Consider the following 25,535-nt stretch of genomic DNA (forward strand, 5'->3'; position numbering starts at 1 on the left):
GTGTATCCTCAAATTATTCGTTTTATTGTCGTGCCAATCGAATCGGTTTTGGCATCCATGATAGATCCGATACTCGGCAAGGATTGATATCAAGTCCACCGCGGCGAGTATAAGTTGCATAAACCATCAGCTTTTCAGGTTGCAAATTTTGCCAAACATCTGCAAAGATTTGCTCAACACACTGTTCGTGGAAACCGTTATGCTGACGGTACGAGATAATATAAGCTAAAAGACTACGATAACAAGGTTTTTTGCCCTTAAAACGGATAAAAACTGTACCCCAATCAGGTTGTCCCGTGACTGGACAGTTACTTCTCAAAAGATGAGAATACAGTTCAATTTCAACTTCTTCACCAGACTCATCTAATTTTAAAAGCGATGCATCGGGATGTTGTTCTAAACGTTCAGGTGTTAGATCATCAATACAAATACCTTGTGGCTTGGAAATATCGAGATCATCTACTTGAAATAGCGTTAGCTCAACTTTTGCGCCTGCCGCAGCCGATAAATCTTTTTCAACTGTTTCAATGAATAACGCTTTAGAGTCAAACTGAGTGAAGTTAAGACTATTGAAGTAAAGTTTTAATGACTTTGATTCAATCAAATTTGGTGAAGAAGCTGGCAGGGTAATTCTACCAATAGCAACCTGCGGAATACCGTCCGAGTTTAACCAAGATATTTCAAAAACATGCCACCAATCTTTACCTTGGGTAATGCCTTCAATATGTGAATAGTTTTCACGAGATTGAGCACGTGCGATTGGAAATAACACATCGGGTTGATAGCTGGTTGGATACTGGGTTTCTTTACCCAATAAAGACTGTTCTACACTCATTCACGCATTCCTGAACCACGAGCAAGTAAATAGTAAGCAACTCCGTAAAGTACAACACAACATAATGTCACAACGATTAAAGAGAACGTAACGTTCACGTCGCTATGACCTAAAATGCCAAAACGGAAAGCATTAACCATATACACAATAGGATTAATTAAAGAAAGTTTTTGCCAAAAAGGACCAAGTGCACTAATGGCATAAAACACACCACCTAAGTAGGTGAGTGGAGTAAGTACAAATGTTGGAATAATAGAAATATCATCAAAAGATTTTGCATAGACCGCATTAATAAAGCCGCCTAAGGAAAATAAAACAGATGTAATTAAGACTGTATATATAGTTACGAACCAGTTATGTATAAAAAGGTCAGTAAAGAACATACTCATCGCGGTAACAATGGCCCCAACTAGAACACCACGACAAATACCACCAATGACATAGCCCCATAAAATAATATGTAATGGCACAGGGCTCATAATGAGCTCTTCAATGCTTTTTTGGAATTTCACACTAAAGAAACTGGAAGAAACGTTCGCATAACTGTTGGTAATAACAGCCATCATGATTAGGCCAGGCACAATAAACTGCATGTAGCTTACGCCGCCCATTTGTCCAATACGTGAGCCAACCAAATTACCAAAAATGACAAAATACAAGCTCATGGTAATCGCAGGTGGTAATAAGGTTTGGGGCCAAATGCGAAGAAATCGGCGTACTTCTTTACGAACTAAAGTCCAGAGGGCAATTTGCAGTTGGTTAAAGTTCATTTTGCCTCTCCTTCAAGATTTTTCTCAACCATTTTGACAAATAGCTCTTCAAGGCGATTTGATTTGTTACGCATACTACGAACACGAATGCCTTGTGACTCTAAAAGTTGGAATAAGTCATTTAATGTATGTGCCTTATCCATTGTTACTTCTAAAGTGCTGCTATCAATTAAGTTGAACTTCACACCAATAATATTTAACTGGAGTGGGGCAATCGGTTCTGCCAAATCGAAAATAAAAGATTCTTCACTCAGCTGGTTTAAGAAACTTTTCATGCTGGTATCTTCTTTGATAACACCACGGTCAATGATGGCAATTTGACGACAGAGCATTTCCGCTTCTTCTAAATAGTGTGTCGTTAAAATAATAGAAGTGCCACTTTCGTTCATTTCGGTCAGAAAATCCCACATAGAACGGCGTAATTCAATATCTACACCAGCAGTAGGTTCATCTAAAATAAGAAGTTTAGGCTCATGCATCATGGCGCGGGCAATCATTAGACGGCGCTTCATACCACCAGACAGCATACGTGCTTGTATATTGCGTTTTTCCCACAAGCCAAGTTTTTCTAAATAATGTTCGGCACGTTTTTCGGCAATCTTTTTGTGAATACCGTAATAGCCAGCTTGAGTGACTAAAATATCAAATGCTTTTTCGAACTGGCCAAAATTAAATTCTTGAGGAACGACGCCAAGCTGTTGTTTTGCTAAGGATGGATGTGTGTCGAGATTATGCCCAAAAATCTCAACTGTTCCTGAGGTCTTTTTTGTGAGGGAGCTGATAATACCAATGGTTGTTGATTTGCCGGCACCATTTGGGCCTAACAACGCATAAAATTCACCTTCAGGCACAGTGAGGTTAATACCTTTTAACGCCTGAAAACCATTACGATATGTTTTGGACAAATCTTTTAATACCAAAGCATCAGTCATGAAATTCTCACATTATGAAAGAGGGGTATATTTTGAGCGATAATGATTAATAAACCAAGTAAAATAGTCGGAATTTTATGAAATTGGGATAAATTTATGAAGTTATTATATATAAATTGGTGCGCCCGGCGGGGATCGAACCCACGACCCCAGGCTTCGGAAACCTGTACTCTATCCAACTGAGCTACGAGCGCACATGTGTGGGGCACATCATAGGAAAAAAACACTGGTAGGTAAAGCACGAAATACGTACCAAGTGAGTTTAATGCTTAATTAAACAGCAGCTTGTCCTATTTTAGACGCGTTGTTGAATAAGCTGAATTGAATAATTAATAGAATGAAGCGTATGTGCTAGCTCACGAGGAGGAATACGTGACTCCTGTAAACTGGTAATCCATTGCATTTGGCACATTTTAAGTTCTTGAAGCGTTTTTATTTGCTCTATTTTGTGAATAAGTGGTTTTGCCATAAGGCCACAGTACTGGCTCAAGCTTTGTTTCATTAATAGTTGTATTTCTTCAAAAGACAGTTGTTGAACTGGAATAGATGGCTGGCCATTTTCTATATTTGAAGACGTCTCAGATGTTGAGTGAGGAATCTGAATTTCTCCAACTAAATCATTATTTTTATTCTCATCAATATTTTTCTGATGTACTTCTTTAGTCGTTACAGATGACTCTGGGGGAGATATTTGTTCGGTCAACTCTAAATAACTTTCGTTAGAAGTAGCAATGAGTTTTAAATCAATGAGCTGTTGAATTAGCTCTGGTGGGGCAATCCGTTTCTTAAACTCGGGATCGAGGCTTTGAAAATCTTCATGGTCTATTAATAGAAGTAAACGTCTTTGTTTTGCATTTAACGTGATATTACGTTGTTGAAGCGCAACTCTTCCCAAATTGGTTCTATAAAAACCAGACATTGTATTTCCCCAATATAAAAAATGAAGCAGCCTGTTTGAATTTTTCTATCAAACAGTACTGTTCTTAATAAAATATAAATGGGGTTAACGATAAAACTCAAAAATGACAATATGATGAAGAATTTATGAATATCATCTATTTAAGTTAAGTCTTTAAAATGCGCTTTCTAGAGCCTTACGTAAATAGACATCTAGCTCGTCTTGACGTAGAAGCCATTGAATATAGTCTTTTGGCAGTTCAGAAATTGCCGTACCTTTATGCTTGCCAAAATTAATAGTCGTGGGGATACGGGCTTCTTCAGAAACTTGGTAAAGCTCTTCAATATCTTGAATATTTAAATGATAGATAATATGCATCAAAATATTGGCAGTTAAAATAATGTCCGCATCGGCACGGTGTGCACCTTTGAGTAATTCTCGCGCTTTACTGCTGCCTTGAGAAATCATATAAATGAGAGCCGAAATATTATGAGCTTCAGCATCTGGCCAAGCTTTACGTGCTAAAGCTAGAGTACAAATCGGTTTGATATGAGATACATCAACGCCACAACGAGCAATGGCAGCAATATCATAATCAATGTTATGACCAATAATATAAGTCGTGCTATCAGGTAATTTAAAGGTTTTATAGTGAGGCTGGTTTTCTAGGTCAGACTCCAAGATGTGGTGGACCGCCATTGCAGCATAAGAGATCGGAGCTCCCACCTGATAGAGTTGATCAAACAATTTGCTTTTATCTAAAGTGAGTTTACCCACATTAAGTTCAATGGGAGCGTATGCAATTTCAATAGGCAAACCATTTAGTGTATGAGTTTCTGTATCTAAAATAATGGCTTGCATCTTTTGAACCTTTAAACAATTACAAGTAACCATCAATGTTAACAGTTGGCTATCTACTTTAAAACATGGAGTAAGGCTAGATGAGCTATCAAATGCAATTTATGTTAAAAAAGTAGAAAATTTAGCTGCTCATTTTGATTAAATATCACTTGCGAAAAATGAAGATTAGGCGTAATTGTTTGTAAGACATTTAAAATGTTCATTAAAAAGTAAAGCACAACAAAAATCGAATTTAAGGGATATATCAATGAAAATGAAACTGTTCATGACCAGTGTTCTTAGTACAAGTTTATTGTTGACGGCATGTGGAGATGGAAGTAGTGATGACAGTCCGGCAACTACTGATCCATCTGGTGCACCAGCCAATAATATTCAAAACCCAGTGGTTAAGGTAGATGCTTATACAAGTACTAACTTAGGATCAGTTGCTGCTGAAAGTAGTATTTTAACTTATAAAATGTTAGGTCAAAGTGGGCAAGAGGTTCAGGCAACCAGTTTAGTATTTACACCAACGACACCACCACCAGCAGGCGGTTGGCCAATTGTGGTTTGGGCACATGGCACGACGGGGGTTGCAGATGCATGTGCACCGAGTAAATCGGCATTAACAGACAGTACTAAAGATTTAATTAGTAAACTTCTTGCGGCAGGTTATGTAGTGGTTGCTCCAGATTATGAGGGCTTAGGAACCGCAGGCATACATCCATTCTTAAATGTTAAAAGTGAAGCTTATTCAATTACTGACGCCGTGGTTGCAACACGCAATTATTTATCTCAGCGTAATTTATTGACTTCGAACAAATGGGTCACCGTAGGTCACTCCCAGGGTGGGCATGCTGCATTGGGCGCTGCACAATATGCAAGCCGTGCACAGCTAAACTATAAAGGTACGGTAGTGGTAGCTCCAGCTTCTAATTTGGGATTCATTTTAACTGCAGGAGAACAAGCTGTTGCCAATGCAACTTTGGATAAAAAGATTCCGATGTATGCACAGCTTGATACATATACTGCTTTAGTTACAGCGGGTATTCGAAATACACAGCCAAGCTTTGATTACTCACAGGTATTTACTTCACAAACAGCAAGTACTGCACAGCAGGCAGAAACGATTTGTGCAGGGCCATTGGGCCAAGCCTTGGCAGTTAATATGCAAACCTACGCAGCAACACATGGCGGCACACTAGATGGTTTTACGCGTACACAACCTAACTTTATGGCTGTGCCAACCGTAAAAACATTCTTAGATAAAGATTCTCAACCTCTGCAGACAAAAGTATCTACCCCAATTATTATTTATCAGGGGTTAGCTGATACAACGGTTCCTAAAGTAGCGACTGATATTTTGATATCTAATGCCACTGTCGTGGGCACAAAAATTAATAGCTATGTAACGGGTAACTGGGACCATGAGACGGCTATGAGCAATAATGTAGATAACATTGTTGGGAATGTGCAAAACTTGTTGTCAGCTCAATAAGAGTAGTTGATATTTAAAGTTTTTTTGTTGTTTTGAGAAGCTAAATTTAACTTTAGAAAATTATTAAATAAAAGTTTTTTAAGTGTTTATAAATTATTTTAGATTTGATGGCTCATTTTTTATAAAAATTGAGCCATTTTTATTTAAAACTGAGCTAACTTGATTCTGTTTAATTATAAAGTTCATGCTACAATATGCCGCAATCTTAGCACGGCTTAAAAGCCCTAATTTATAGGACCCCCGCTAATGTTTGCCAATATTTCCATTTCTGAATTTGATCCAGAATTAGCTCAAGCTATTGCTTCTGAAGGTGAGCGTCAAGAAGCACATATCGAGTTAATTGCATCTGAAAACTATTGCTCTCCTGCTGTGATGGAAGCGCAAGGATCAAAACTTACTAACAAATACGCAGAAGGTTATCCAGGCAAACGCTATTATGGCGGTTGCGAGTATGTAGACGTTATTGAGCAAATGGCGATTGACCGTGCTAAAGAACTTTTTGGTGCCGATTACGCAAACGTTCAACCACATGCTGGTTCACAAGCTAACTCTGCTGTTTATTTAGCACTTCTTAACCCAGGCGATACAGTTTTGGGTATGAGCTTGGCTCACGGTGGTCACTTGACTCACGGTGCAAAAGTAAGCTTCTCTGGTAAAACGTATAACGCTGTTCAGTATGGTTTAAACTCTGAAACTGGTGAGATCGATTACGAAGAAGTTGAACGTTTAGCATTAGAACACAAGCCACGTATGATCGTTGCTGGTTTCTCTGCTTATAGCCGTGTTGTAGATTGGCAACGTTTCCGTGACATCGCGGACAAAGTTGGCGCTTATCTTTTTGTTGATATGGCTCACGTTGCAGGTCTTGTAGCTGCTGGCGTATATCCAAACCCAGTTCAAATTGCTGATGTAACAACAACAACGACTCACAAAACACTTCGTGGTCCACGTTCTGGTTTAATCCTTGCGAAAGCGAATGAAGAAATTGAGAAAAAACTTCAATCAGCTGTATTCCCTGGTAACCAAGGTGGCCCATTAATGCATGCGATTGCTGCTAAAGCAATCTGCTTCAAAGAAGCAATGTCTGATGACTTTAAAGCTTACCAACAACAAGTTGTGAAAAATGCTCAAGCAATGGCTGAAGTATTAATCGCACGTGGTTATGACGTTGTTTCTGGCGGTACAGACAACCACTTATTCTTGTTATCTTTAATCAAACAAGACGTAACTGGTAAAGATGCTGACGCTTGGTTAGGTGCTGCTCACATTACTGTGAACAAAAACTCAGTTCCAAATGACCCACGTTCTCCATTTGTAACTTCTGGTATCCGTATTGGTACTCCAGCAGTAACAACTCGTGGTTTTGGTGAAACTGAAGTTCGTGAACTTGCTGGTTGGATCGCTGACGTGATTGACAGCAAAGGTGACGAAAAAGTTATTGCTGATGTAAAAGCGAAAGTTGAAGCTGTTTGTGCAAAATTCCCTGTATATGCAAAATAATTTGTGTGTATAAAAAAGCGCCGTAAGGCGCTTTTTTTATATCAATTACTCCAACCCCCACCTAAAGCACGGATTAAGTTTACACTTGCAATGATTTGGCCACCTTTAAGCTGAGCTGCCAATTGTTCTTGCTGTAAAATAGTCCGGTCGGAGTCAATCACATCAAGATAGCTAATCGCACCTTCTCGATAGCGTAGATGAGACAATTGATTTGCATGGCGAGACGATGAGAGTGCTTGGTTTTGAGCTTGAATTTGCTGATCAAGAATACGTTGATCGGACAAACCATTTTCAACTTCACGAAAGGCGTTTAGTACAGTTTGTCTATAGTTGGCAACGCTTTCTTCATAAGCTGCGCGTGCTTGAGCAACACCTGCTTTACGTTGTCCGCCATCAAATAATGGTAAAGATAAAATAGTGCCTGCGACTGGACCAAGCAAGAATGTACGGCTCGACCATTTACCCAACTCGCTTAAACTTGAAGATTCATAACCTAAGGTACCCGTTAGATTAACTTTCGGGAAGAAAGCAGTACGTGCAATTCCAATACGCGCATTATCTGCTGCCATTGCACGCTCTGCAGCCGCAATATCGGGTCGTCTTTCAAGTAAAGTTGACGGCAAACCGGCAGGGAGACGGATACTATTTGCAGTTAAAGGTTGAACAGCCAAGCTAAAGTCAGCTGGTGTTTTGCCTAACAATACTGCAAGTGCATGCTCTGCATTGGCTCTACTACGAGCAATGTTCAGTGCATTGGTTTGAGCTGTTGAAAGTTCAGTTTCTGCACGAGAAACATCTAATTCACTGACCAGTCCATTTTTAAAACGAAGCTGCATTAAATCTCGTGTTTCACCTAATAATTTGATTGTACGGTTATAAATTGCTTGTTCGGTATCAAGTTGACGTATCAGAAAATAACCTTGTGCAACATCTGCTTGTAAGGCTAAAAGTGCCGACTGATATAAAGCTTCTTGCTGTTGTAGATCCGCTGTTGCTGCATTAACACTACTGGCGACACGACCAAATAAATCGAGCTCATATGAAACATTGGCTTGAGCACGCCATAAGGTTTGTGCAGATGTATGGGCATTGTCATCTAAACCCAATGAAGCAGGAGAGGGTTTTTGACGAGTTGGGCCAAAGCCAGCACCAATACTTGGCAGGCGTTCGGCTTGTGCTGCTGAACGTATTGCACGTGAAGCCTGAATGTTGGCTGCCACCGCTTTAAGATTTTGGTTGCCAGCAATCGCTTGTTGTTCTAGCTCATTCAATTGAGCATCATTAAAAACACGCCACCATTCACCTCGAACTTGTTGGTCGGCAGGTTGGGCAATCTTCCAGTTATTATCTTCAAGTTTAGGGTCTGACTCTTTAAATTTGACTGGAACTATAACTTTTGCAGGTTGATATTCCGGAGCCAAAGAGCAGCCTGCAAGAAGCAGGCTCCCTATGAGTGAGGACAATAACAAGCTTTGTTTTGCTGTAGTCATCAAATGTCCTCCTTAATGATCATGTGGGCTAGCTAATGGCGCTTCATGAACTGCCGCCGAATGCAATTTATGTTTGCTGTTCAGTGTACGAATCAGGACATAAAAGGCAGGAGTCAGGAATAAACCAAAGAAAGTTACCCCGATCATTCCGAAGAACACTGCAACACCCATCGCATGACGCATTTCAGAACCTGCACCAGTTGAAGTAACCAGTGGGACGACACCCATAATGAATGCAATAGAGGTCATTAAAATTGGACGTAAACGAAGACGACTTGCTTCAACTGCTGCTTTAAAAGCAGTTGCACCTTGCATTTCGAGCTCCCGCGCAAATTCAACAATCAAAATGGCATTTTTACAGGCCAGCCCGACCAGTACCATCAGACCGATTTGGGTAAAGATGTTGTTATCTCCACTGGTGAGCCAAACCCCAGTGAGGGCAGCCAAAATTCCCATCGGCACAATTAGAATTACAGCTAAAGGTAAGGTTAGACTTTCATATTGAGCAGCTAGCACCAAGAACACCAGTAATACGCTAATTGGGAATACCCAGAGTCCTGCATTACCAGCCAAGATTTTTTGGTAAGTTAAATCTGTCCATTCAAACTTGATACCACGCGGTAGAGTTTGAGCAGCAATACGTTCAACCGCAGCTTCTGCTTGGCTAGATGAATAACCCGGTGCAGGTCCACCGTTAATATCTGCTGAGGTATAGCCGTTATAACGAACTACCATTTCTGGACCATAAGTTTGAGTTACATTTACCAATGAAGATAACGGTACCATTTGCCCGGCACTGTTACGGGTTTTAAGCTGCAAAATATCTTCAGGATTAGCACGGAAAGGCGCATCGGCTTGTGCACGAACCTGATAAACACGTCCAAAGCGGTTAAAGTCGTTAACGTACTGAGAACCTAAATAAATCTGCATGGTGTTGAAAACATCTGTCACTGCAACACCTTGTTGCTTGGCTTTTACACGGTCCAGATCTACGTTTAGTTGAGGTACGTTAATTTGATAACTTGAGAACATTGGACCCAGTTCAGGAGCTGATTTTGCTGCTTTCATAAAGTTTTGAGCAGCATCATTCAAGGCTGAATAGCCTAAGGCACCTCGGTCTTCAAGTTGGAGTTTAAAGCCGCCCATGGTCCCTAAGCCCATCACTGGTGGCGGTGGAAAAACCGCAATATAAGCATCTTGAATAGCTGAATATTTCTGGTTGAGTGCACCTGCAATAGCATTTGCAGATAAGTCTTTGGCCTTACGTTCATCGAATGGCTTTAAGGTCACAAAGACAATACCTGCACTTGAGCTATTGGTGAAACCATTAATTGATAGGCCAGGGAAGGCAACCGCACTTTCTACACCAGGCTGTTTAAGTGCAGTGTCACTCATTTTACGAATGACTGCTTCGGTACGATCTAATGATGCGCCATTTGGTAGCTGCGCAAAGCTAATCAAATATTGTTTGTCTTGAGCTGGAACAAAGCCACCCGGAACAATATAAGAAATACCAACTGTTAAGCCTAGAAGAGCTGCATAGACACCCATTGCCGATGCTTTATGAGAGATAACGCGACTTACGCCTTTACCATAGTTGTCTGATGCACGTGTAAATACGCGGTTAAACAGCGCAAAGAAACGTCCAAATACACGGTTCATAATGCGTGTTAATGCATCAGGTTTAGCATCATGTCCTTTTAGTAGCATGGCTGCTAAAGCAGGAGATAGAGTAAGGGAGTTAAATGCCGAAATAACAGTTGAAATGGCAATGGTCATGGCAAATTGTTTATAAAATTGCCCTGTTAAGCCTGTCATAAAGGCAAGTGGAACGAACACGGCAACCAGCGTTAAGGCAATCGCAATAATTGGTCCGCTCACTTCTCTCATCGCGCGATAAGTTGCATCTCTTGGGCTTAAGCCTGCTTCAATATTCCTCTCGACATTTTCGACGACGACAATGGCATCATCGACCACAATCCCGATAGCAAGTACCATCCCAAACAGAGAAAGCGCATTGATCGAGTAACCAAAAGCAAGCATGAGCGCGAATGTACCAATAATTGAAACTGGTACGGCAAGCAATGGAATGATTGAAGCACGCCATGTTTGCAAGAATAAAATAACAACCACAACAACCAGTGCAATCGCTTCAAGTAAGGTATGAACAACCGCTTTAATACTGGCACGTACGAACTGAGTCGGGTCGTACACAATGTCGTATTTAATCGAAGATGGGAAATCTTTTGAAAGTTCTTTCATTGTGCTACGCACTTGATCAGAAACTTGTAAAGCATTAGCACCCGGTGCTTGGAAAATTGGAATGGCAACCGCTTGTTTATTATCGAGTAACGAACGTAAGCCGTATTGTGAAGCTGCAAGTTCAACACGAGCAACATCACCCAATCGGGTAACCGCGCCATCAGGGGCAGTTTTTAAAATAATATCTGCAAATTCTTGTTCAGTGGTTAAACGACCTTGAGCATTGACCGAAAGCTGCAAAGGTGAATTACTTGGCGAAGCACCAATGGTACCAGCAGCTACCTGAATGTTTTGTTCGCGGATTGCACTCACAATTTCAGTTGCTGTGAGATTACGTTGCGCTACCTTTTGTGGGTCGAGCCACACACGCATTGCGTAGTCACCAGAACCAAATAAACCGACTTCACCTACACCTTGTAAACGAGCCAAACGGTCTTTTACGTTGAGCACCGCGTAGTTACGCAAGTAGGTCATGTCATAGCGATTATCTGGTGAAGTCAGATGCACAACCATGGTTAAAGTAGGCGAGCTTTTTAAGGTAGTGACACCTAAACGCTGTACGTCTTCAGGTAAACGAGGCATGGCCTGAGACACACGGTTTTGAACCAATTGCTGAGCTTTGTCTGGGTCAATACCGAGCTTAAAGTTCACTGTAATGGTTAAGTTACCGTCACTGTTTGCCTGAGACTGCATATACAGCATGTCTTCAACGCCGTTGATGGATTCTTCAAGCGGAGAAGCAACAGTTTCAGCAATGACTTTCGGGTTTGCACCCGGATATTGAGCACGTACCACCACAGATGGTGGAACAACTTCGGGGTATTCCGAAATCGGTAATTTAAATACCGACAGTAAACCAGCAAGTAAAATCAGTACTGATAACACACCAGCAAAGATCGGCCGATCAATAAAGAATTTAGAAATATTCATATGTGATTAACCTTTTGCCGGAGTTGATGTTTTATCTGTTGGCTGAGGTTGAGGAGTAGTGCTGCTCGCAGTGATTTGCGCATTTGGCATAGGAACAAGATGAGGTGTAACAGGGTCACCCGGACGAATTCGCTGTAAACCATTTACCACAATACGATCACCCGCTTGTAATCCGCTATTCACGATTTGCAAGCCATCTTGTTGGGCACCGAGTTCTACTTCGCGGTAAGCAGTTTGATTTTTCGCATCAACTACTACGACAAAACGTTTATCTTGATCGACTCCAACTGCGGTTGGGCTAATCAAAATTGCTGAACGAGGTTGACCACCACCTAAACGGATGCGTGCATATAAACCCGGCAATAAAACTCCGTTTGGATTGTCAAAGGTTGCGCGGACACGAATCGTACCTGAGGTGGTATTTAAGTTATTGTCGATTGAATTGATCGTACCTTCGCGAGTAAAACCTGTTTCATTGGCAAGTCCCATGTAGACAGGAACTTGTGCTGAGTTACGCTGGTTGCTGATGTATTTTAGGTAAGTTTGTTCATCAACATCGAAAGATGCGTATAGGCGTGATACTGATACTAAACTTGTTAAAACCTGTGCGCCGTTACCTGCAGAAACCACATTACCAACGGTTACTTCGGCGCGGGAAATTCGGCCGCTGACTGGTGCAGTAATACGAGTGTATTCCAGATTTAAACGTGCAGATTGAACGGCTGCTCTAGCGGCTTGAAGGTTAGCATTGGCTGATCGTGCATCATTTTCTGCCAAATCTAACTCTTGGCGAGAAACAGCATTACTCTGAATTAAACGTTGAATACGAGAAAGGTTAGAACCCGTATATGTTACTTGTGCCTCAGCCGAAGCAAGTTGAGCTTTGGCTCGATTGAGTTCTGCTTCGAAAGGACGCGGGTCAATGGTAAATAGTAAATCGCCTTTTTTAACAAGACTGCCATCTTTGAAGTGTACGGAAATGAGTTTACCTGAAACCTGTGGCCGAATATCGACTTGATCGATTGCTTCTAAGCGACCGGAATATTCTTGCCAATCGGTAATGGTTTTGCTGATGACATTAGAAATATCAACAGTTGCAGCTTGTTGGGCACTGGTCGGTGCAGCTTTTGCATCGGCATTTTCATGTAAAAACATAAAACTGCCCCCTGTAGCCAAAATGGCGACAAAGATGGCAGACAGTGCGAACTGTTTGCGAGAAAATGACATGAGGTGCTCCTAGTTATTTGGATACCTGTTTTCAGACTTTTAGTTTTGGTCCGTATGGGAGAAACAGGGTTTATGGGATGGACGGAGCATAAAAGTTTGTCAATCACGAATAAATATATTAAATTCGATAACACTATTCGTATTTTTATAACAATTGATGTGTTTGATTAAATAAATGCATTGATAGGAGTGTGCGTGTGGATCTATTTCATGCGATGAAAGTCTTTAACAAAGTTGTCGAAACAAATAGTTTCAGTTTAGCGGCTGACAGTTTAGGCCTACCGCGTGCTTCTGTAACGACAACCATTCAGGCTTTAGAGAAGCATTTACAAGTTCGCTTATTAAACCGTACCACCCGTAAACTCAGTTTGACACCAGATGGCGCGGTTTATTATGAACGGACCGCGCGAATTTTGGCCGATGTCGAAGACGTAGAATCAACTTTTCATGATTCTGAACGTGGACCTCGAGGACGACTGCGCATTGATGTTAAAGCTTCAATCGGGCGGTTGATTCTGATTCCGATGCTGTGTGATTTTCATGCCAAGTACCCCGATATTGATTTGGTGATTGGCATGAGTGATCGTCCAGTCGATTTAGTTCAAGATGCGGTGGACTGTGTCATTCGTATTGGTCAATTGAAAGATTCAAGTTTAGTTGCACGCCGTATCGGAACAATTCAGTGTGTGACAGTAGCTGCGCCACGTTACTTGATGGAACATGGCGAACCAAGAACCATTGAAGACTTACAAAAACATCAAGTGGTACATTATTTTAACAGCCGTACCGGACGCAATATCGATTGGGATTTCATGGTGAACGGTGAAATTCATAGTGTCGGTGTGAAGGGACGTGTTTCTGTTAACGATGGCGATTCATATATTGATTTGGCAGTACAAGGTTTTGGCCTAATTCAATGTCCATATTATATGGTGGCAAAACATTTAGAGTCTGGTGCTCTTAGAGAGGTGTTGACTGAATGGTTACCTGCGCCTATGCCAATATCAGTCGTTTATCTACAAAACCGTCATTTATCGCCTAAAGTCCGTGTATTTGTAGATTGGGTAGCCGAATTATTTGCAGGTTGTCCATTGCTGAGTGGTTGTTCAATGTCATTAGATCAAAAATGTGAATTTGCCAGTGCCAAAGAACATAACCATGAATACACCATTCGGACATTGGTTGAAAATGAAAATATGGCAGAGGCTTACACACTCAAAAACTAAATTAAAATTTGAGTGATTTTTCAATATTTAATGGGGTAAGGCGATCAGCTGTTTTGATAGTTTCATAAATCCTTAATTTACTGGTATAGAAATTGCAATTATTTCGGTAGAAGAGTAATTTAGAAATTGCTCAAGTTTTTTTATCACCTTATTTGGATTTTAAGGAGAAGCTTCAAGATGGCAAGCTTTATGAAAAAAATGTTCGTTTCAACAACCTTGGTTTTGGCTGCTGTTGCAACGAATGTTCAAGCAAAGGATTGGAAGGTGATTCGTTTTGGTACTGAGTCGTCTTATGCTCCATTTGAATATAAAACACCAGATGGCAAGTTAACTGGTTTTGATGTTGATTTGGGTAATGCCATTTGTGCAAAACTCAAAGCTAAATGTGTTTGGGTTGAAAACTCTTTTGACGGAATGATTCCGGCACTTAAAGCGAAAAAATTTGATGGCATTCTTTCATCAATGACTGTGACTGATGAACGTGCAAAACAAATTTTATTTAGTAGCAAAATCTACAATACGCCAACGCGTATGGTTGCAAAAAAAGGCTCACCGTTATTGCCAACACCTACTTCATTAAAAGGTAAGCGTGTAGGGGTACAACAGGGCACAATTCAAGAAACTTATGCTAAAACCTATTGGGCAACAAAAGGTGTAACTGTTGTACCTTATCCAGTCCAAGATTTGATTTATCAAGACATGATGTCAGGTCGTTTAGATGCAACTTTACAAGATGCAATCATGGTTGATGGTGCTTTCTTAAAACAACCAAAAGGCAAAAACTTTACTTTTGTCGGCAGCAATGTGGTTGATGCAAAAACACTGGGTGTAGGTGCAGCGATCGGTTTACGCAAAGAAGATGCAGATTTGAAAGCGAATATTGACAAAGCTCTCGCAGCAATCATTGCGGATGGCACATACAAGAAACTCGAGAAAAAATATTTCTCCTTTAACATTTACTAATGATGTGAAAAATGTCGGCTTAGTGCCGACATTTTAAAATCTATTCTCATCTCATCAATATTAGATATTGTTTTTAAGGAGAAGATGAGTCATGTTTTTATCTGGCTATGGGCCACTCCTTCTCAGCGGAACATGGATGACCATACAGCTTGCGCTGTTGTCACTTTTGCTTTCTGTCATTATTGGCTTAATTGGTGCGAGTTCAAAACTCTCTAATATTAAAGCTTTACGCTATATTGCGACCGCATATACCACACTCATCCGTAGTGTGCCTGATTTGGTAATTATGCTGCTGTTATTTTATAGCTTGCAGTTAGGTTTAAACCAAATTACTGAAGCATTGCAAATGGACCAGATTGATATCAACCCATTCGTGGCTGGTGTGATTACTTTAGCGTTCATTTATGGTGCATATTTTACCGAGACCTTTCGTGGTGCATTTCAATCGGTTCCAACGGGTCAAATTGAAGCAGCAAAGGCCTATGGGATGACTCCTTGGCAGGTTTTCCGACGTGTATTATTCCCTCAAATGATGCGTTTTGCATTGCCGGGTATTGGTAATAATTGGCAGGTTTTGATTAAGGCAACCGCACTAGTTTCCATTATTGGCCTGACTGATATTGTAAAAATTACGCAAGATGCGGGTAGAAGTACCATGCAACTGTTCTTTTTCAGCATCGTGGCTGCTGCGATTTATTTGGCAATTACCACCGTGTCGAACTTGATCTTAATGTGGCTTGAACGTCGTTATTCTGCTGGTGTGAGGAAGGGACAATTATGATTGAAATCCTTCAACAATATTGGCAGGCATACCTTTGGACCGATGGCCTACAGATGACCGGTGTCGCGATGACTGCTTGGTTATTGGTGCTTTCTATTGGTATTGGCTTTGTGCTTGCTGTGCCTTTATCACTTGCACGAGTATCAGAAAATCTTTGGTTGCGTGGTCCTGTTTGGTTGTTTACCTACGTTTTTCGTGGCACACCACTGTATATCCAACTGTTAATTATTTATTCAGGTATTTACAGCTTTGATTACGTCCATGAACATCAGACGCTTGATGCATTTTTTCGAGAGGGCATAAATTGCACCATTTTGGCGTTCGCGCTCAATACTGGTGCATATACGACTGAAATCTTCGCTGGAGCGATTCGTTCTATTCCACATGGCGAGATTGAAGCTGCCCAAGCTTTTGGAATGTCAAAATGGAAACTCTACACACGTATTATCATTCCGTCGATGTTACGCCGTGCTTTGCCATTTTACAGCAATGAAGTCATTTTGATGTTGCATGCGACAACCATTGCGTTTACAGCAACTGTTCCTGACATTTTAAAAATTGCGCGTGATGTAAATGCGGCAACTTATGACACTTTCAATGCTTTTGGGATTGCCGCGGTGTTATATGCGATGTTGGCATTTATTTTGATTTGGATATTTCGTAAGTTGGAAAAACGTTGGTTGGCATTTTTAAAGCCATCGAATCATTAGGAGACATAAATGGAACACGTTGCAAAACTAGTGATTCGTGATTTACACAAAACATTTGGCGATCATGAAGTACTGAAAGGGATATCACTTGATGCAAATGCTGGCGATGTGATTAGTATTATTGGTTCATCCGGTTCAGGTAAAAGTACCTTGCTGCGTTGTATCAACTTTTTAGAACAACCGAGCAATGGCACCATTAAACTCAATGGTGAAAAATTACGCACAGTCTTTGATAAAAAAGGCAATTTAAAAGTGGTTGATCCAAAGCAACTACAAAAAATGCGTACTCAACTGATGATGGTGTTCCAGCACTTTAATTTATGGTCACATATGACAGTGCTTGAAAATGTCATTGAAGGGCCAATTCATGTGCTTGGAGTAAAGCGTGCTGAAGCAGAAGAGTGTGCGCGGAAATATCTGCGCAAAGTTGGATTGCCTGAAAGCGTTGAGAGTAAATATCCGGCATTTTTATCTGGTGGTCAGCAGCAGCGGGTAGCAATTGCTCGTGCTTTGGCGATGGAACCAGAAGTGATGCTATTTGATGAACCAACAAGTGCACTTGATCCGGAGTTGGTGGGTGAAGTACTCAAGGTTATGCAGAGTTTGGCTGAAGAAGGCCGTACCATGATTGTGGTGACACATGAAATGGGCTTTGCACGTCATGTGTCTAATCAAGTGATTTTCTTGCATCAAGGGAAAATTGAGGAACAGGGCCATCCTGATGAAGTACTCAATAATCCGAAAAGTGAGCGTTTAAAGCAATTTTTGACGGGCAGTTTGAAATAAGCTGTTTATACCGAGTAAGGTGAAACTTTTTAAAAAAGGATTCACATCTTACTCGGTTGCTTTTAAATTATATTTTATAGATGAGTGTTTTTAGAAAACACATTAATAATGATAATACCTGCAATCATCAAAGTAAGACCAATACAGGCCGCCAAGTCTAAATGCTGTTTGTAAAATATCCAGCCAATTGCAGAAATTAAAATAATACCCGCGCCCGACCAAATGGCGTATGCAATTCCAATCGGAATCGTTTTTAGCGTAAGAGACAATAAATAAAAAGCAATTGCATAACCCACAACTGTAATAATGGATGGAATAGGAACAGTAAAACCTTGAGATGCTTTTAAAGCTGAAGTTGCAATGACTTCACAAGCAATCGCAATTGCTAAATAAAGATAAGACATGGGGAGCTGCGCCAGAATGAGTTTTAATCAATCTACATGAAATGTTGAAATGGTTTGGCAGTTTTAACGATTGTTTAATTTTTTTGGTACAAAATGACCAGTAAATCAAACTGAACTGATAAATTGATTTTATCACTAGCAAAGTGTTCTCAGCTATTTATTCATTTATTTAATCATTGATCTGCATAGTCATTTAAGAGGATCAGTAACTTTATCCTGATCCTCGATAGTCTTTTTAAGAAATAGATTCGCTGAGTAAATTTAACCCTTTAAATTTCTCTAAAAGTTGCTCTTTATTCTCAATATGCGCAGGGTCTGGTTTTATGCAATCGATAGGGCAAACCGCCTTACATGTTGGCGCATCGTAAAAGCCTACACACTCGGTACAACGGTGTGGATCAATTTCATAAACTTTGCTCCCTTCAAAAATAGCGATGTTGGGGCATTCAGGTAAGCACATATCACAGTTGATGCAGTCACTGGTAATCAAAAGAGCCATGTTTAACTCGCTGAATAAGTCAATCTAGATGCGGTAATACTTTCTTTCGCATGAGGCAAATTGCGTACGAGTAGGGCATAACTGATATCAACATTTTGTGAGAGTGGAATTTCAACAAAATACCCCGAACCTTTAGCATCTGTAATCGGGTTACCTTTTAAATCACGCATTGCGGCTAAGGTAAATGTGATGTTGCCTTGAGGCGTCATGAGTTCAAGTGAGTCGCCAACCACAAAACGGTTTTTCACCTCAATGCGAATATAATCGCCGTGACGTTCTAATACTTCGCCGCAAAATTGTTGGTAGTCAAAATATGATGAACCATCAGCATAGTTTTGATATTCGCTATGTACATGACGTCTTAAAAAACCTTCGGTATAACCACGATTTGCCAACCCTTCGAGTTGAGTCATTAAGCTTGGGTCAAAGGGTTTACCTGATAAAGCATCATCAATGGCTTTTCGATAAATTTGAGCAGTACGCGCACAGTAAAAATACGATTTAGTACGGCCTTCAATTTTCAGTGAAGCAATGCCCATTTTGGTTAAACGATCTACATGCTGTACCGCACGTAAATCTTTGGAGTTCATAAAATAAGTACCGTGTTCATCTTCTTCGGCAGCAAACATTTCTTCATCATTACGTTGTACAAGCAAAGTTTGAGATGAAGTTGTCTCTGATTGTGCTGATGAACAGCAAGACTTCTCTGACGTGTTGAGCTGAGTAACTGGAATCACGTCGCCGTTTGCATCTTCTTGGGCTTCATGCAACTTATAGTCCCAACGACAAGCATTGGTACAAGCACCTTGGTTGGCATCACGTTTGTTCATATATCCAGAAAGTAAACAGCGACCTGAGTAGGCCATACATAGTGCGCCATGTACAAAAACTTCGAGTTCAATGTCTGGTACGTGTTGCTGGATTTCTTCGATTTCTTCTAATGACAACTCGCGCGATAAAATCACACGGCTTAAACCGTAATCTTTCCAAAATTTAACAGTGGCCCAGTTAATGGCATTGGCTTGAACAGATAAATGAATTTGTACTTCTGGGAAATGTTCACGTACCATCATAATTAAACCTGGGTCAGACATAATGAGCGCATCTGGCTGCATTGCTACAATCGGCTCAAGATCACGAATAAAGTTCTTTAATTTGCTGTTATGAGGCTGAATATTCACCACAACATAAAACTTTTTACCCAAAGCATGCGCTTCATCAATTCCAATTTTTAAGTTGTCATGATCAAAAGCATTATTACGCACACGTAAACTGTAACGTGGTTGGCCTGCATATACGGCATCCGCTCCATAGGCAAATGCATAGCGCATGTTTTTTAGTGAACCTGCGGGAGAGAGGAGTTCAGTTTTCATAAAATAAAAGGCATAAAAAATATATGGTTTTATTTTATTAACTCCACATTTGGGATTCAACCTACTGAATTAGTAGGGATTTGATCATTATCCTTTTGTACGGGCAGCATATTTTTTGCTAGCTCTCCTAAGCGCATCAAAGCATTTAACATTTTGGGATTTAATTCAAAACAAGCTGCTATACGTAAGCAGTGACTAAATCGTTTATCAGCTGAACATAAAATTCCCGGCATGCATAAGATTTTTTCATCCATTGCCTGATGAAAAAGTTCTAATGCATCAATAGACTCGGGTAGCTCTAACCATAAAATAAATCCTGCTTGCGGTCGACTGACTCGAGTACCGACTGGAAAATAACGGCATATATAAGATTTGATGGTGTCAATTTGTTGTTGATAGCGTTTTTTAAGATGCCTTAAGTGCAGATCATATCCGCCATTTTCTAAAAAAAGTCCCAACGTTTCTGTGAGTAAAGCTGGTTCGGCAACAGTGGTTGTAAATTTAAGCTGCTGCACAATATTACGAAAGCGCCCAGCTTCTAACCAACCAATTCGATAGTCTGGTGCTACAGTCTTGGTATAGCTACCACACACCAAAACCCATCCATTTTGGTCAAATGCCTTAATGTTGGGTAAGAGCGGTTCAGTGAGTTGCAGTTCGGCGTACATTGCATCTTCAATGACGGGAACTTGAAATTGATTGGCTAGCTCTGCCACGCGACGGCGGTTGTTTTCAGGCATGCTAAAACCGAGAGGGTTATGTCCAGTTGGAATGGTTAATATGGCTTGTACACTTTTAGATTTTAAGAGTTCTTCAAGAGCATCTAGGCACATACCTGTATGCGGCGAAGTCGGCACTTCTACAATTTTTCGGCCTAAATTATGAAGGAGTGGGTACAAGTTATGAAAAGTAGGGATCTCAAGAGCAATGCTGTCACCCGCTTGAGTTGTTGCCATAATCGCGAGACTTAAAGCCTCCATCGTGCCGTGAGTGAGTACAATATCATCTGCTGAAAGAAACATACCAAGCTGTAAACTTCGCCTCGCAATTTGAGTACGTAAACGTATAGAGCCGGGCGGTAAAGTATAGTTTTTAAAAATATCTGGTTGTGTCCGTAAAACTTGAGCAGTTAAGCGTTTTAAGCGTTCAATTGGATAGAAGTTTTCACCTGTAGGGCAAGCTAAGGCCAAATTGACATAGTCGGGATCCATCTGCTTTTTAACAATTTGTGCTAGAAAACAGCTAATTCCTGAAAGAGATACTTTTTCTTCACTGACATAACGTTCTTCGAGTTCTAGTAAGTTTGAAGGTGCATGGCAAACATAGTAACCAGACTGTGGACGAACTGAAATTAAACCTTGGTCTTCAAGCTGACGATAAGCTTCTTTTACGGTGTTAATGCTGACCTGATAATGATTTGCGCAGTCGCGAATTGATGGTAAGCGTGAACCAATAGGCTGCCTTCCATTTTGAATTTGAAGGGTTAGGTCATCACTCACTTTTTTATATTTGTACATGTCAATTCATGAAAAATCCATAGCAATGGATACACTTTATCGTGATCTTTTATTTAACTCAAATATTGTGATCGCTTTTGATTGGTTCATTTAACACAAATCTAAACTTAAAAACTGTGTCTATTATTTTTCATATTAACTGATACTGTGACCATTAAAAATAAATCAGTAAGATCAAAAAATGGTAAGGACTTAAAAGCCATATTTTTTAATTTTAAAATCAGTAGGAGTGGTCTATGTCTGTTGTTGCATTTAAACAAGTTGATGTTTTTACTTCACAAGCATTTAAAGGTAATCCTGTCGCAGTTATTATGGACGCCAGTACCTTAACATCTGAACAGATGCAGGAAATTGCGAATTGGACGAATCTTTCTGAAACGACATTTGTGCTCCCTGCGACCGATTCTCAAGCTGATTATCAGGTTCGAATTTTTACTCCGCAAAGTGAGTTGCCATTTGCAGGACATCCTACAATTGGTACTGCCTATGCTTTGCTTGAAGCGGGCCTCGTGACAGCTAAAGAAGGTAAGCTGGTACAGCAATGTGCTGCGGGCTTGGTAACGCTTACCGTAAGTGAGTCAGGGCATATATCATTTGAACTCCCTAAACCTAAAATTACACCATTAGATGCAATGCACACTGAGAAATTAGCAGAAATTTTAAAATGTAAAATTAACACTCAATGGAATGCCACATTGGTTGATGTAGGTGCACGTTGGATTGTATTACAAGCGGTGAATGCCGAAGCTGTTTTAGCGACTCAACCAGACTTTGCAGCCTTAAAACAACATGATTTAGAAATGAAAGTTACGGGCGCGACTGTTTTTGGTTTTTATGAAAATAATGATGAGCAAAAACACATAGAAGTTCGTTCATTTGGACCTGCTTGTGGAATAAATGAAGATCCAGTTTGTGGTAGTGGTAATGGCAGTGTGGCATCTTTCATTCGTCACTATGGTATTTTACCAGCACAAAATGATGTCGTTCTTTCTTCACAGGGGCAGGCTTTAGGTCGTGACGGACAGCTTCAACTTGAATTGCATCAAGATAAAATTTTAGTGGGTGGAACCGCTGTTACCTGTATCGATGGCAGTATTACCTTATAAAAAAGCTATTAAAAAACCGAGGACTTAGCCTCGGTTTTTTATTTAGAAAAAGCTTATTTTTCTACGAACGCACGTTCAATCACGTAGTCACCCATTTCACCCATACGAGGTGATTCAACTAAACCATGTTGGTCAAGTAATGCAGCAACATCTTTTAAGAATGCAGGGCTACCGCAAAGCATTGCACGGTCAGTTTCACGGTTGAAACGTGGCAAACCAATTTTTTCAAATAAAGCGCCAGTTTCAATTGCAGTTGTTACACGGCCTTGAGTGTGGAAAGGCTCACGAGTAACAGTAGGGTAGTAAACAAGTTTGTCTTTAATACCTAATTCTTCAAAGAATTCATGGTTTGGTAATTCGTTCAAGATTAGGTCTTGATACGCTAATTCAGAAATATAGCGTGTACCATGAACAACGATTACTTTTTCAAAGCGTTCGTAAGTTTCTGGGTCACGAATAATTGATAAGAATGGCGCAAGACCAGTACCAGAAGATAAAAGGTACAAGTTTTTACCTGGTAAAAGGTCATCATGAACCAATGTACCTGTTGGTTTTTTAGAAACTAAAATTTCGTCACCAACTTGTACTTTTTGCAAAATCGAAGTTAAAGGACCGTCTTGTACTTTAATTGAGAAGAACTCTAACTCTTCTTCGTAGTTCGCACTTGCAATCGAATATGCACGCATTAACGGTTTGCCATTCACTTCTAGTCCGATCATTACGAACTGACCATTTTTAAAACGTAAGCTGGTATCGCGTGTAGTTTTAAAACTGAAAAGGGTGTCATTCCAGTGGTGCACATGAGTAATGCGTTCAACGTTAAAAGCAGCCATTAAAGGTCTCGATCACGATTAAAAGAAAACAGATAGCTATTCTAATATAATTTCATTCCCGATAAACTGAATATATTTAATTGTGTTTATAAGAAAAAGTGATGATGAATTCTGTCACCCTCCCAATAGTCGGGCACATGTGCTCACCTTTTCGAGAAAAATTTGGTATTCCACGCCAACCTAATTTGGTCAATATCGAGTCTTATATTGAAATGGTAGAACCTTATAATGACTTATTGGCTTTTGAAGGAATTGAACAATTTACCCATCTCTGGCTCATCTGGCAGTTTCATGACAATAAAAATCAGGAGACTGCAACTAAGTTTCGGCCTCAAGTTCGCCCACCACGTTTAGGGGGCAATGAAAAAATTGGTGTGTTTGCAACACGTAGTATGTATCGTCCAGCACCTATAGGCTTATCTGTAGTACGTTTAAACAAGGTTGAAAAAGTCGGTAAATCATTAAGAGTTTATGTTACTGGCAGTGATTTATTAAATGGCACGCCAATTTTAGATATTAAACCTTATATACAATATTCAGATGCCATTATTGATGCTCAAAGTGGCTATGCACAAGCTGAACCAGAACGAAAGCAAGTCATCTGGTCGGAAAGTGCAGTGAATATCCAGCAAAATCTTCTAAAAAATAAAAAAATTAACGGGCAATATCTGGATGAATTAGAGCAAGTTCTAGCTTTAGACCCTAGACCTGCCTATCAAGAAGACCCTGAACGAGTCTATAAAATGAAGTTTTCTAATTTTGATATTCATTTTAAAGTGAATGATAATGTCATTACAGTTGTTGATATGGTGGAAGATACTTCGTGTGTTTAAAAGTAAGATTTAAAACCAATGTATGTTCATCCATAGCAGGCTAATCAATATTGCCATGTGAATCAGTTGGGCAGGAACAAAAGCAAGGGCGTAGTGTATTCCACCTGAAATAGCTGAGTTAATGCTCTTAGCAATCGCATGCACAGCAAAACCGCCCATAAAAGCAATGAGTAGTGAGGTATGAGCGTTATTCGGTTCTCCTTGTACAATCACTGCTGCAATTGCTGCATGTATTTCGAATAAAGAGGCAAGTAAGGTCCCTGCAATTAAGCCAGCATCTCCTAAATATAGACTTAGACCATAGACACTTACCTGAATGAGGGTGAGTGTGCCGGCAATAATGACCGCTTCTTTTAAGCTGAACATTCTGGAGTCTAGCTCGGGTGAAGTCGTACTTGGTTCTGCTTTACGTAATAAAATAAAAGCCCACACTGCTAAAAAAGCCAATGCAATGAGTGTAGGAAATATAATGAATTTGAACCATGCTAAGCTAATTCCAACCACAATAATTAAGATCTGAATGAGTGTGGAAACGCATGACATCAATGCTGCACCTGCATTTGTCTTTGCATTTGCACGACCAGAACGGACTTCTAAACCTAGACTTGCGATAGTGGCTGTACTTGAAACGAAACCAGAGGCTAAGGAAGAGAGTAATAAAGCATTTTTAGAAGATAAAAGCCGCTTTGCAATATGTGCGAGCGCTTGCACAAATAAAATTAAAGTCAGTAATTTTAAAATCACATGTGGGTTTAGAACTGGCCCCCAAAAAGGTTTATTGGGGACTAACGGTAAGGCGATTAGAAGTAGAGCAAGTAAAAAAATCCCGTCACGCAATTCCGATTCGGTAATCCATTGACTGGCAATACCATGCATAGATTGTTTTGCTAATAAAATAATCGTCATGATGACGGCGAGTCCCGCAGCTAACGAGATATTCCAAATACAAAGCGCCCCGATGAAGTAAGTCATAATAAAGGCGAGTTCGGTAGTCACGCCGGGGTCATTCGGCTGATTTTTAAGAGAGACAATACTGATGGCGCCAATAAGTAGAGCGCCAACTATTCCAATTTCAGTACCAAATAAAAAACAGATTGCACCGAGTAGCGAACTAATTGCAAAAGAACGAAAACCTGCAAACGTTTTGTATTCATGTTTAAGCTTACTTCGTTCACGTTCCAGACCAATTAATAACCCGCAGCCTAATGCGGCAGCAATGATAGTAATAAATTCTTCAAATGATGCAGTTTGTAATGACATTGTCATTGGAAGATTCATAATACTTCCTCTTTGGTTTATTGTTATATACAGAAGTTAATCAT

At 40.2% G+C, this 25,535-nt stretch carries 23 protein-coding genes, 1 tRNA gene and 1 pseudogene; 9 read left to right on the plus strand and 16 right to left on the minus strand.

Going from position 1 to position 25,535, the window contains the following annotated elements:
- Nucleotides 1-22: 22 nt before the first annotated feature.
- The 6 genes from queF to ACIF8R_RS00875 all read right to left on the minus strand — a co-directional run bounded on the left by queF (nt 23) and on the right by ACIF8R_RS00875 (nt 4,296).
- The gene (gene queF / locus ACIF8R_RS00850) at nt 23-835 is read right to left on the minus strand and encodes an NADPH-dependent 7-cyano-7-deazaguanine reductase QueF (RefSeq protein ID WP_396478454.1); all 813 of its coding nucleotides are present in this window, start codon (nt 833-835) and stop codon (nt 23-25) included.
- A complete protein-coding gene (locus ACIF8R_RS00855; RefSeq protein WP_077165428.1) occupies nt 832-1,605 on the minus strand; it encodes an ABC transporter permease in 774 nt (257 codons plus the stop codon). The genes queF and ACIF8R_RS00855 overlap by 4 nt, the downstream gene beginning before the upstream one ends.
- Nucleotides 1,602-2,537 carry an ABC transporter ATP-binding protein gene (locus ACIF8R_RS00860; RefSeq protein WP_004700452.1) on the minus strand — a complete coding sequence of 312 codons (936 nt, stop codon included), beginning with the start codon at nt 2,535-2,537 and terminating at the stop codon, nt 1,602-1,604. The genes ACIF8R_RS00855 and ACIF8R_RS00860 overlap by 4 nt, the downstream gene beginning before the upstream one ends.
- 117 nt (nt 2,538-2,654) lie before the next feature.
- A tRNA-Arg gene (locus ACIF8R_RS00865) sits at nt 2,655-2,731 on the minus strand.
- A gap of 101 nt (nt 2,732-2,832) precedes the next feature.
- Entirely contained in the window at nt 2,833-3,456 is a 624-nt protein-coding gene (locus ACIF8R_RS00870; RefSeq protein WP_396478457.1) for a hypothetical protein, read from the minus strand.
- A gap of 153 nt (nt 3,457-3,609) precedes the next feature.
- Complete coding sequence (locus tag ACIF8R_RS00875) at nt 3,610-4,296, minus strand: 3'-5' exonuclease (RefSeq protein ID WP_396478459.1); 687 nt, start codon at nt 4,294-4,296, stop codon at nt 3,610-3,612.
- 247 nt (nt 4,297-4,543) lie between these two features.
- Here ACIF8R_RS00875 and ACIF8R_RS00880 point away from each other — a divergent pair, with 247 nt between their 5' ends.
- Nucleotides 4,544-5,773, plus strand: a complete 1,230-nt coding sequence (locus tag ACIF8R_RS00880) for an alpha/beta fold hydrolase (protein ID WP_396478461.1) — start codon at nt 4,544-4,546, stop codon at nt 5,771-5,773.
- Between the two features lie 108 nt (nt 5,774-5,881).
- On the opposite strand, the pseudogene ACIF8R_RS00885 reads toward ACIF8R_RS00880, so the two are convergent.
- Nucleotides 5,882-5,959 (minus strand): annotated as a pseudogene (locus ACIF8R_RS00885) (hypothetical protein); the annotation flags it as partial.
- A gap of 60 nt (nt 5,960-6,019) precedes the next feature.
- Here ACIF8R_RS00885 and glyA point away from each other — a divergent pair.
- A complete protein-coding gene (glyA, locus tag ACIF8R_RS00890) occupies nt 6,020-7,273 on the plus strand; it encodes a serine hydroxymethyltransferase (RefSeq protein WP_086496113.1) in 1,254 nt (417 codons plus the stop codon).
- Nucleotides 7,274-7,314: 41 nt separating this feature from the next.
- Here the strand turns inward: glyA and adeH are convergent, their stop codons facing one another.
- Genes adeH through adeF form a run of 3 tightly spaced genes read right to left on the minus strand, consistent with a single transcriptional unit; the run spans nt 7,315 to nt 13,182 of the window.
- Nucleotides 7,315-8,763, minus strand: coding sequence for a multidrug efflux RND transporter outer membrane subunit AdeH (gene adeH, locus ACIF8R_RS00895; protein ID WP_396478463.1), 1,449 nt, complete (start codon nt 8,761-8,763; stop codon nt 7,315-7,317).
- Between the two features lie 12 nt (nt 8,764-8,775).
- Nucleotides 8,776-11,955 carry a multidrug efflux RND transporter permease subunit AdeG gene (gene adeG, locus ACIF8R_RS00900; RefSeq protein ID WP_396478465.1) on the minus strand — a complete coding sequence of 1,060 codons (3,180 nt, stop codon included), beginning with the start codon at nt 11,953-11,955 and terminating at the stop codon, nt 8,776-8,778.
- A 6-nt stretch (nt 11,956-11,961) separates the two neighbouring features.
- A complete protein-coding gene (gene adeF / locus ACIF8R_RS00905) occupies nt 11,962-13,182 on the minus strand; it encodes a multidrug efflux RND transporter periplasmic adaptor subunit AdeF (RefSeq protein WP_396478467.1) in 1,221 nt (406 codons plus the stop codon).
- A gap of 197 nt (nt 13,183-13,379) precedes the next feature.
- Here adeF and ACIF8R_RS00910 point away from each other — a divergent pair, with 197 nt between their 5' ends.
- The 5 genes from ACIF8R_RS00910 (at nt 13,380) to ACIF8R_RS00930 (ending at nt 17,648) form a co-directional block, all read left to right on the plus strand.
- Nucleotides 13,380-14,408 (plus strand): LysR family transcriptional regulator, encoded by a 1,029-nt coding sequence (locus tag ACIF8R_RS00910; protein WP_191001352.1) that lies wholly within the window; start codon nt 13,380-13,382, stop codon nt 14,406-14,408.
- Between the two features lie 177 nt (nt 14,409-14,585).
- Complete coding sequence (locus ACIF8R_RS00915) at nt 14,586-15,371, plus strand: ABC transporter substrate-binding protein (protein ID WP_396478470.1); 786 nt, start codon at nt 14,586-14,588, stop codon at nt 15,369-15,371.
- A 91-nt stretch (nt 15,372-15,462) separates the two neighbouring features.
- Nucleotides 15,463-16,152 carry an ABC transporter permease gene (locus ACIF8R_RS00920; protein ID WP_087399935.1) on the plus strand — a complete coding sequence of 230 codons (690 nt, stop codon included), beginning with the start codon at nt 15,463-15,465 and terminating at the stop codon, nt 16,150-16,152.
- Nucleotides 16,149-16,862, plus strand: coding sequence for an ABC transporter permease (locus ACIF8R_RS00925; RefSeq protein WP_396478472.1), 714 nt, complete (start codon nt 16,149-16,151; stop codon nt 16,860-16,862). The genes ACIF8R_RS00920 and ACIF8R_RS00925 overlap by 4 nt, the downstream gene beginning before the upstream one ends.
- Nucleotides 16,863-16,871: 9 nt before the next feature.
- The gene (locus ACIF8R_RS00930) at nt 16,872-17,648 is read left to right on the plus strand and encodes an ABC transporter ATP-binding protein (RefSeq protein ID WP_005307066.1); all 777 of its coding nucleotides are present in this window, start codon (nt 16,872-16,874) and stop codon (nt 17,646-17,648) included.
- Between the two features lie 74 nt (nt 17,649-17,722).
- Here ACIF8R_RS00930 and abeS read toward each other — a convergent pair whose 3' ends face one another.
- The 4 genes from abeS to ACIF8R_RS00950 all read right to left on the minus strand — a co-directional run bounded on the left by abeS (nt 17,723) and on the right by ACIF8R_RS00950 (nt 21,447).
- Nucleotides 17,723-18,052, minus strand: coding sequence for a multidrug efflux SMR transporter AbeS (abeS, locus tag ACIF8R_RS00935; RefSeq protein WP_003650669.1), 330 nt, complete (start codon nt 18,050-18,052; stop codon nt 17,723-17,725).
- A gap of 235 nt (nt 18,053-18,287) precedes the next feature.
- Complete coding sequence (locus ACIF8R_RS00940) at nt 18,288-18,551, minus strand: YfhL family 4Fe-4S dicluster ferredoxin (RefSeq protein WP_396478475.1); 264 nt, start codon at nt 18,549-18,551, stop codon at nt 18,288-18,290.
- A 2-nt stretch (nt 18,552-18,553) separates the two neighbouring features.
- Entirely contained in the window at nt 18,554-19,924 is a 1,371-nt protein-coding gene (gene yegQ, locus ACIF8R_RS00945) for a tRNA 5-hydroxyuridine modification protein YegQ (RefSeq protein WP_396478477.1), read from the minus strand.
- 56 nt (nt 19,925-19,980) lie between these two features.
- Nucleotides 19,981-21,447, minus strand: coding sequence for a PLP-dependent aminotransferase family protein (locus ACIF8R_RS00950; RefSeq protein ID WP_396478955.1), 1,467 nt, complete (start codon nt 21,445-21,447; stop codon nt 19,981-19,983).
- A 230-nt stretch (nt 21,448-21,677) separates the two neighbouring features.
- On the opposite strand from ACIF8R_RS00950, the gene ACIF8R_RS00955 reads away from it, so the two are divergent.
- A complete protein-coding gene (locus ACIF8R_RS00955; protein ID WP_396478479.1) occupies nt 21,678-22,547 on the plus strand; it encodes a PhzF family phenazine biosynthesis protein in 870 nt (289 codons plus the stop codon).
- Between the two features lie 53 nt (nt 22,548-22,600).
- Here the strand turns inward: ACIF8R_RS00955 and ACIF8R_RS00960 are convergent, their stop codons facing one another.
- The gene (locus ACIF8R_RS00960; RefSeq protein WP_002118187.1) at nt 22,601-23,380 is read right to left on the minus strand and encodes a ferredoxin--NADP reductase; all 780 of its coding nucleotides are present in this window, start codon (nt 23,378-23,380) and stop codon (nt 22,601-22,603) included.
- 104 nt (nt 23,381-23,484) lie between these two features.
- Here ACIF8R_RS00960 and tsaA point away from each other — a divergent pair, with 104 nt between their 5' ends.
- Nucleotides 23,485-24,213 carry a tRNA (N6-threonylcarbamoyladenosine(37)-N6)-methyltransferase TrmO gene (gene tsaA / locus ACIF8R_RS00965; RefSeq protein WP_396478957.1) on the plus strand — a complete coding sequence of 243 codons (729 nt, stop codon included), beginning with the start codon at nt 23,485-23,487 and terminating at the stop codon, nt 24,211-24,213.
- Between the two features lie 9 nt (nt 24,214-24,222).
- Here tsaA and ACIF8R_RS00970 read toward each other — a convergent pair whose 3' ends face one another.
- Nucleotides 24,223-25,491 (minus strand): MgtC/SapB family protein, encoded by a 1,269-nt coding sequence (locus ACIF8R_RS00970; RefSeq protein ID WP_396478481.1) that lies wholly within the window; start codon nt 25,489-25,491, stop codon nt 24,223-24,225.
- Nucleotides 25,492-25,535 lie beyond the last annotated feature (44 nt).

It is taken from the genome of Acinetobacter sp. ABJ_C4_1 (assembly GCF_044538495.1).
Taxonomy (GTDB): Bacteria; Pseudomonadota; Gammaproteobacteria; order Pseudomonadales; family Moraxellaceae; genus Acinetobacter; species Acinetobacter nosocomialis_A.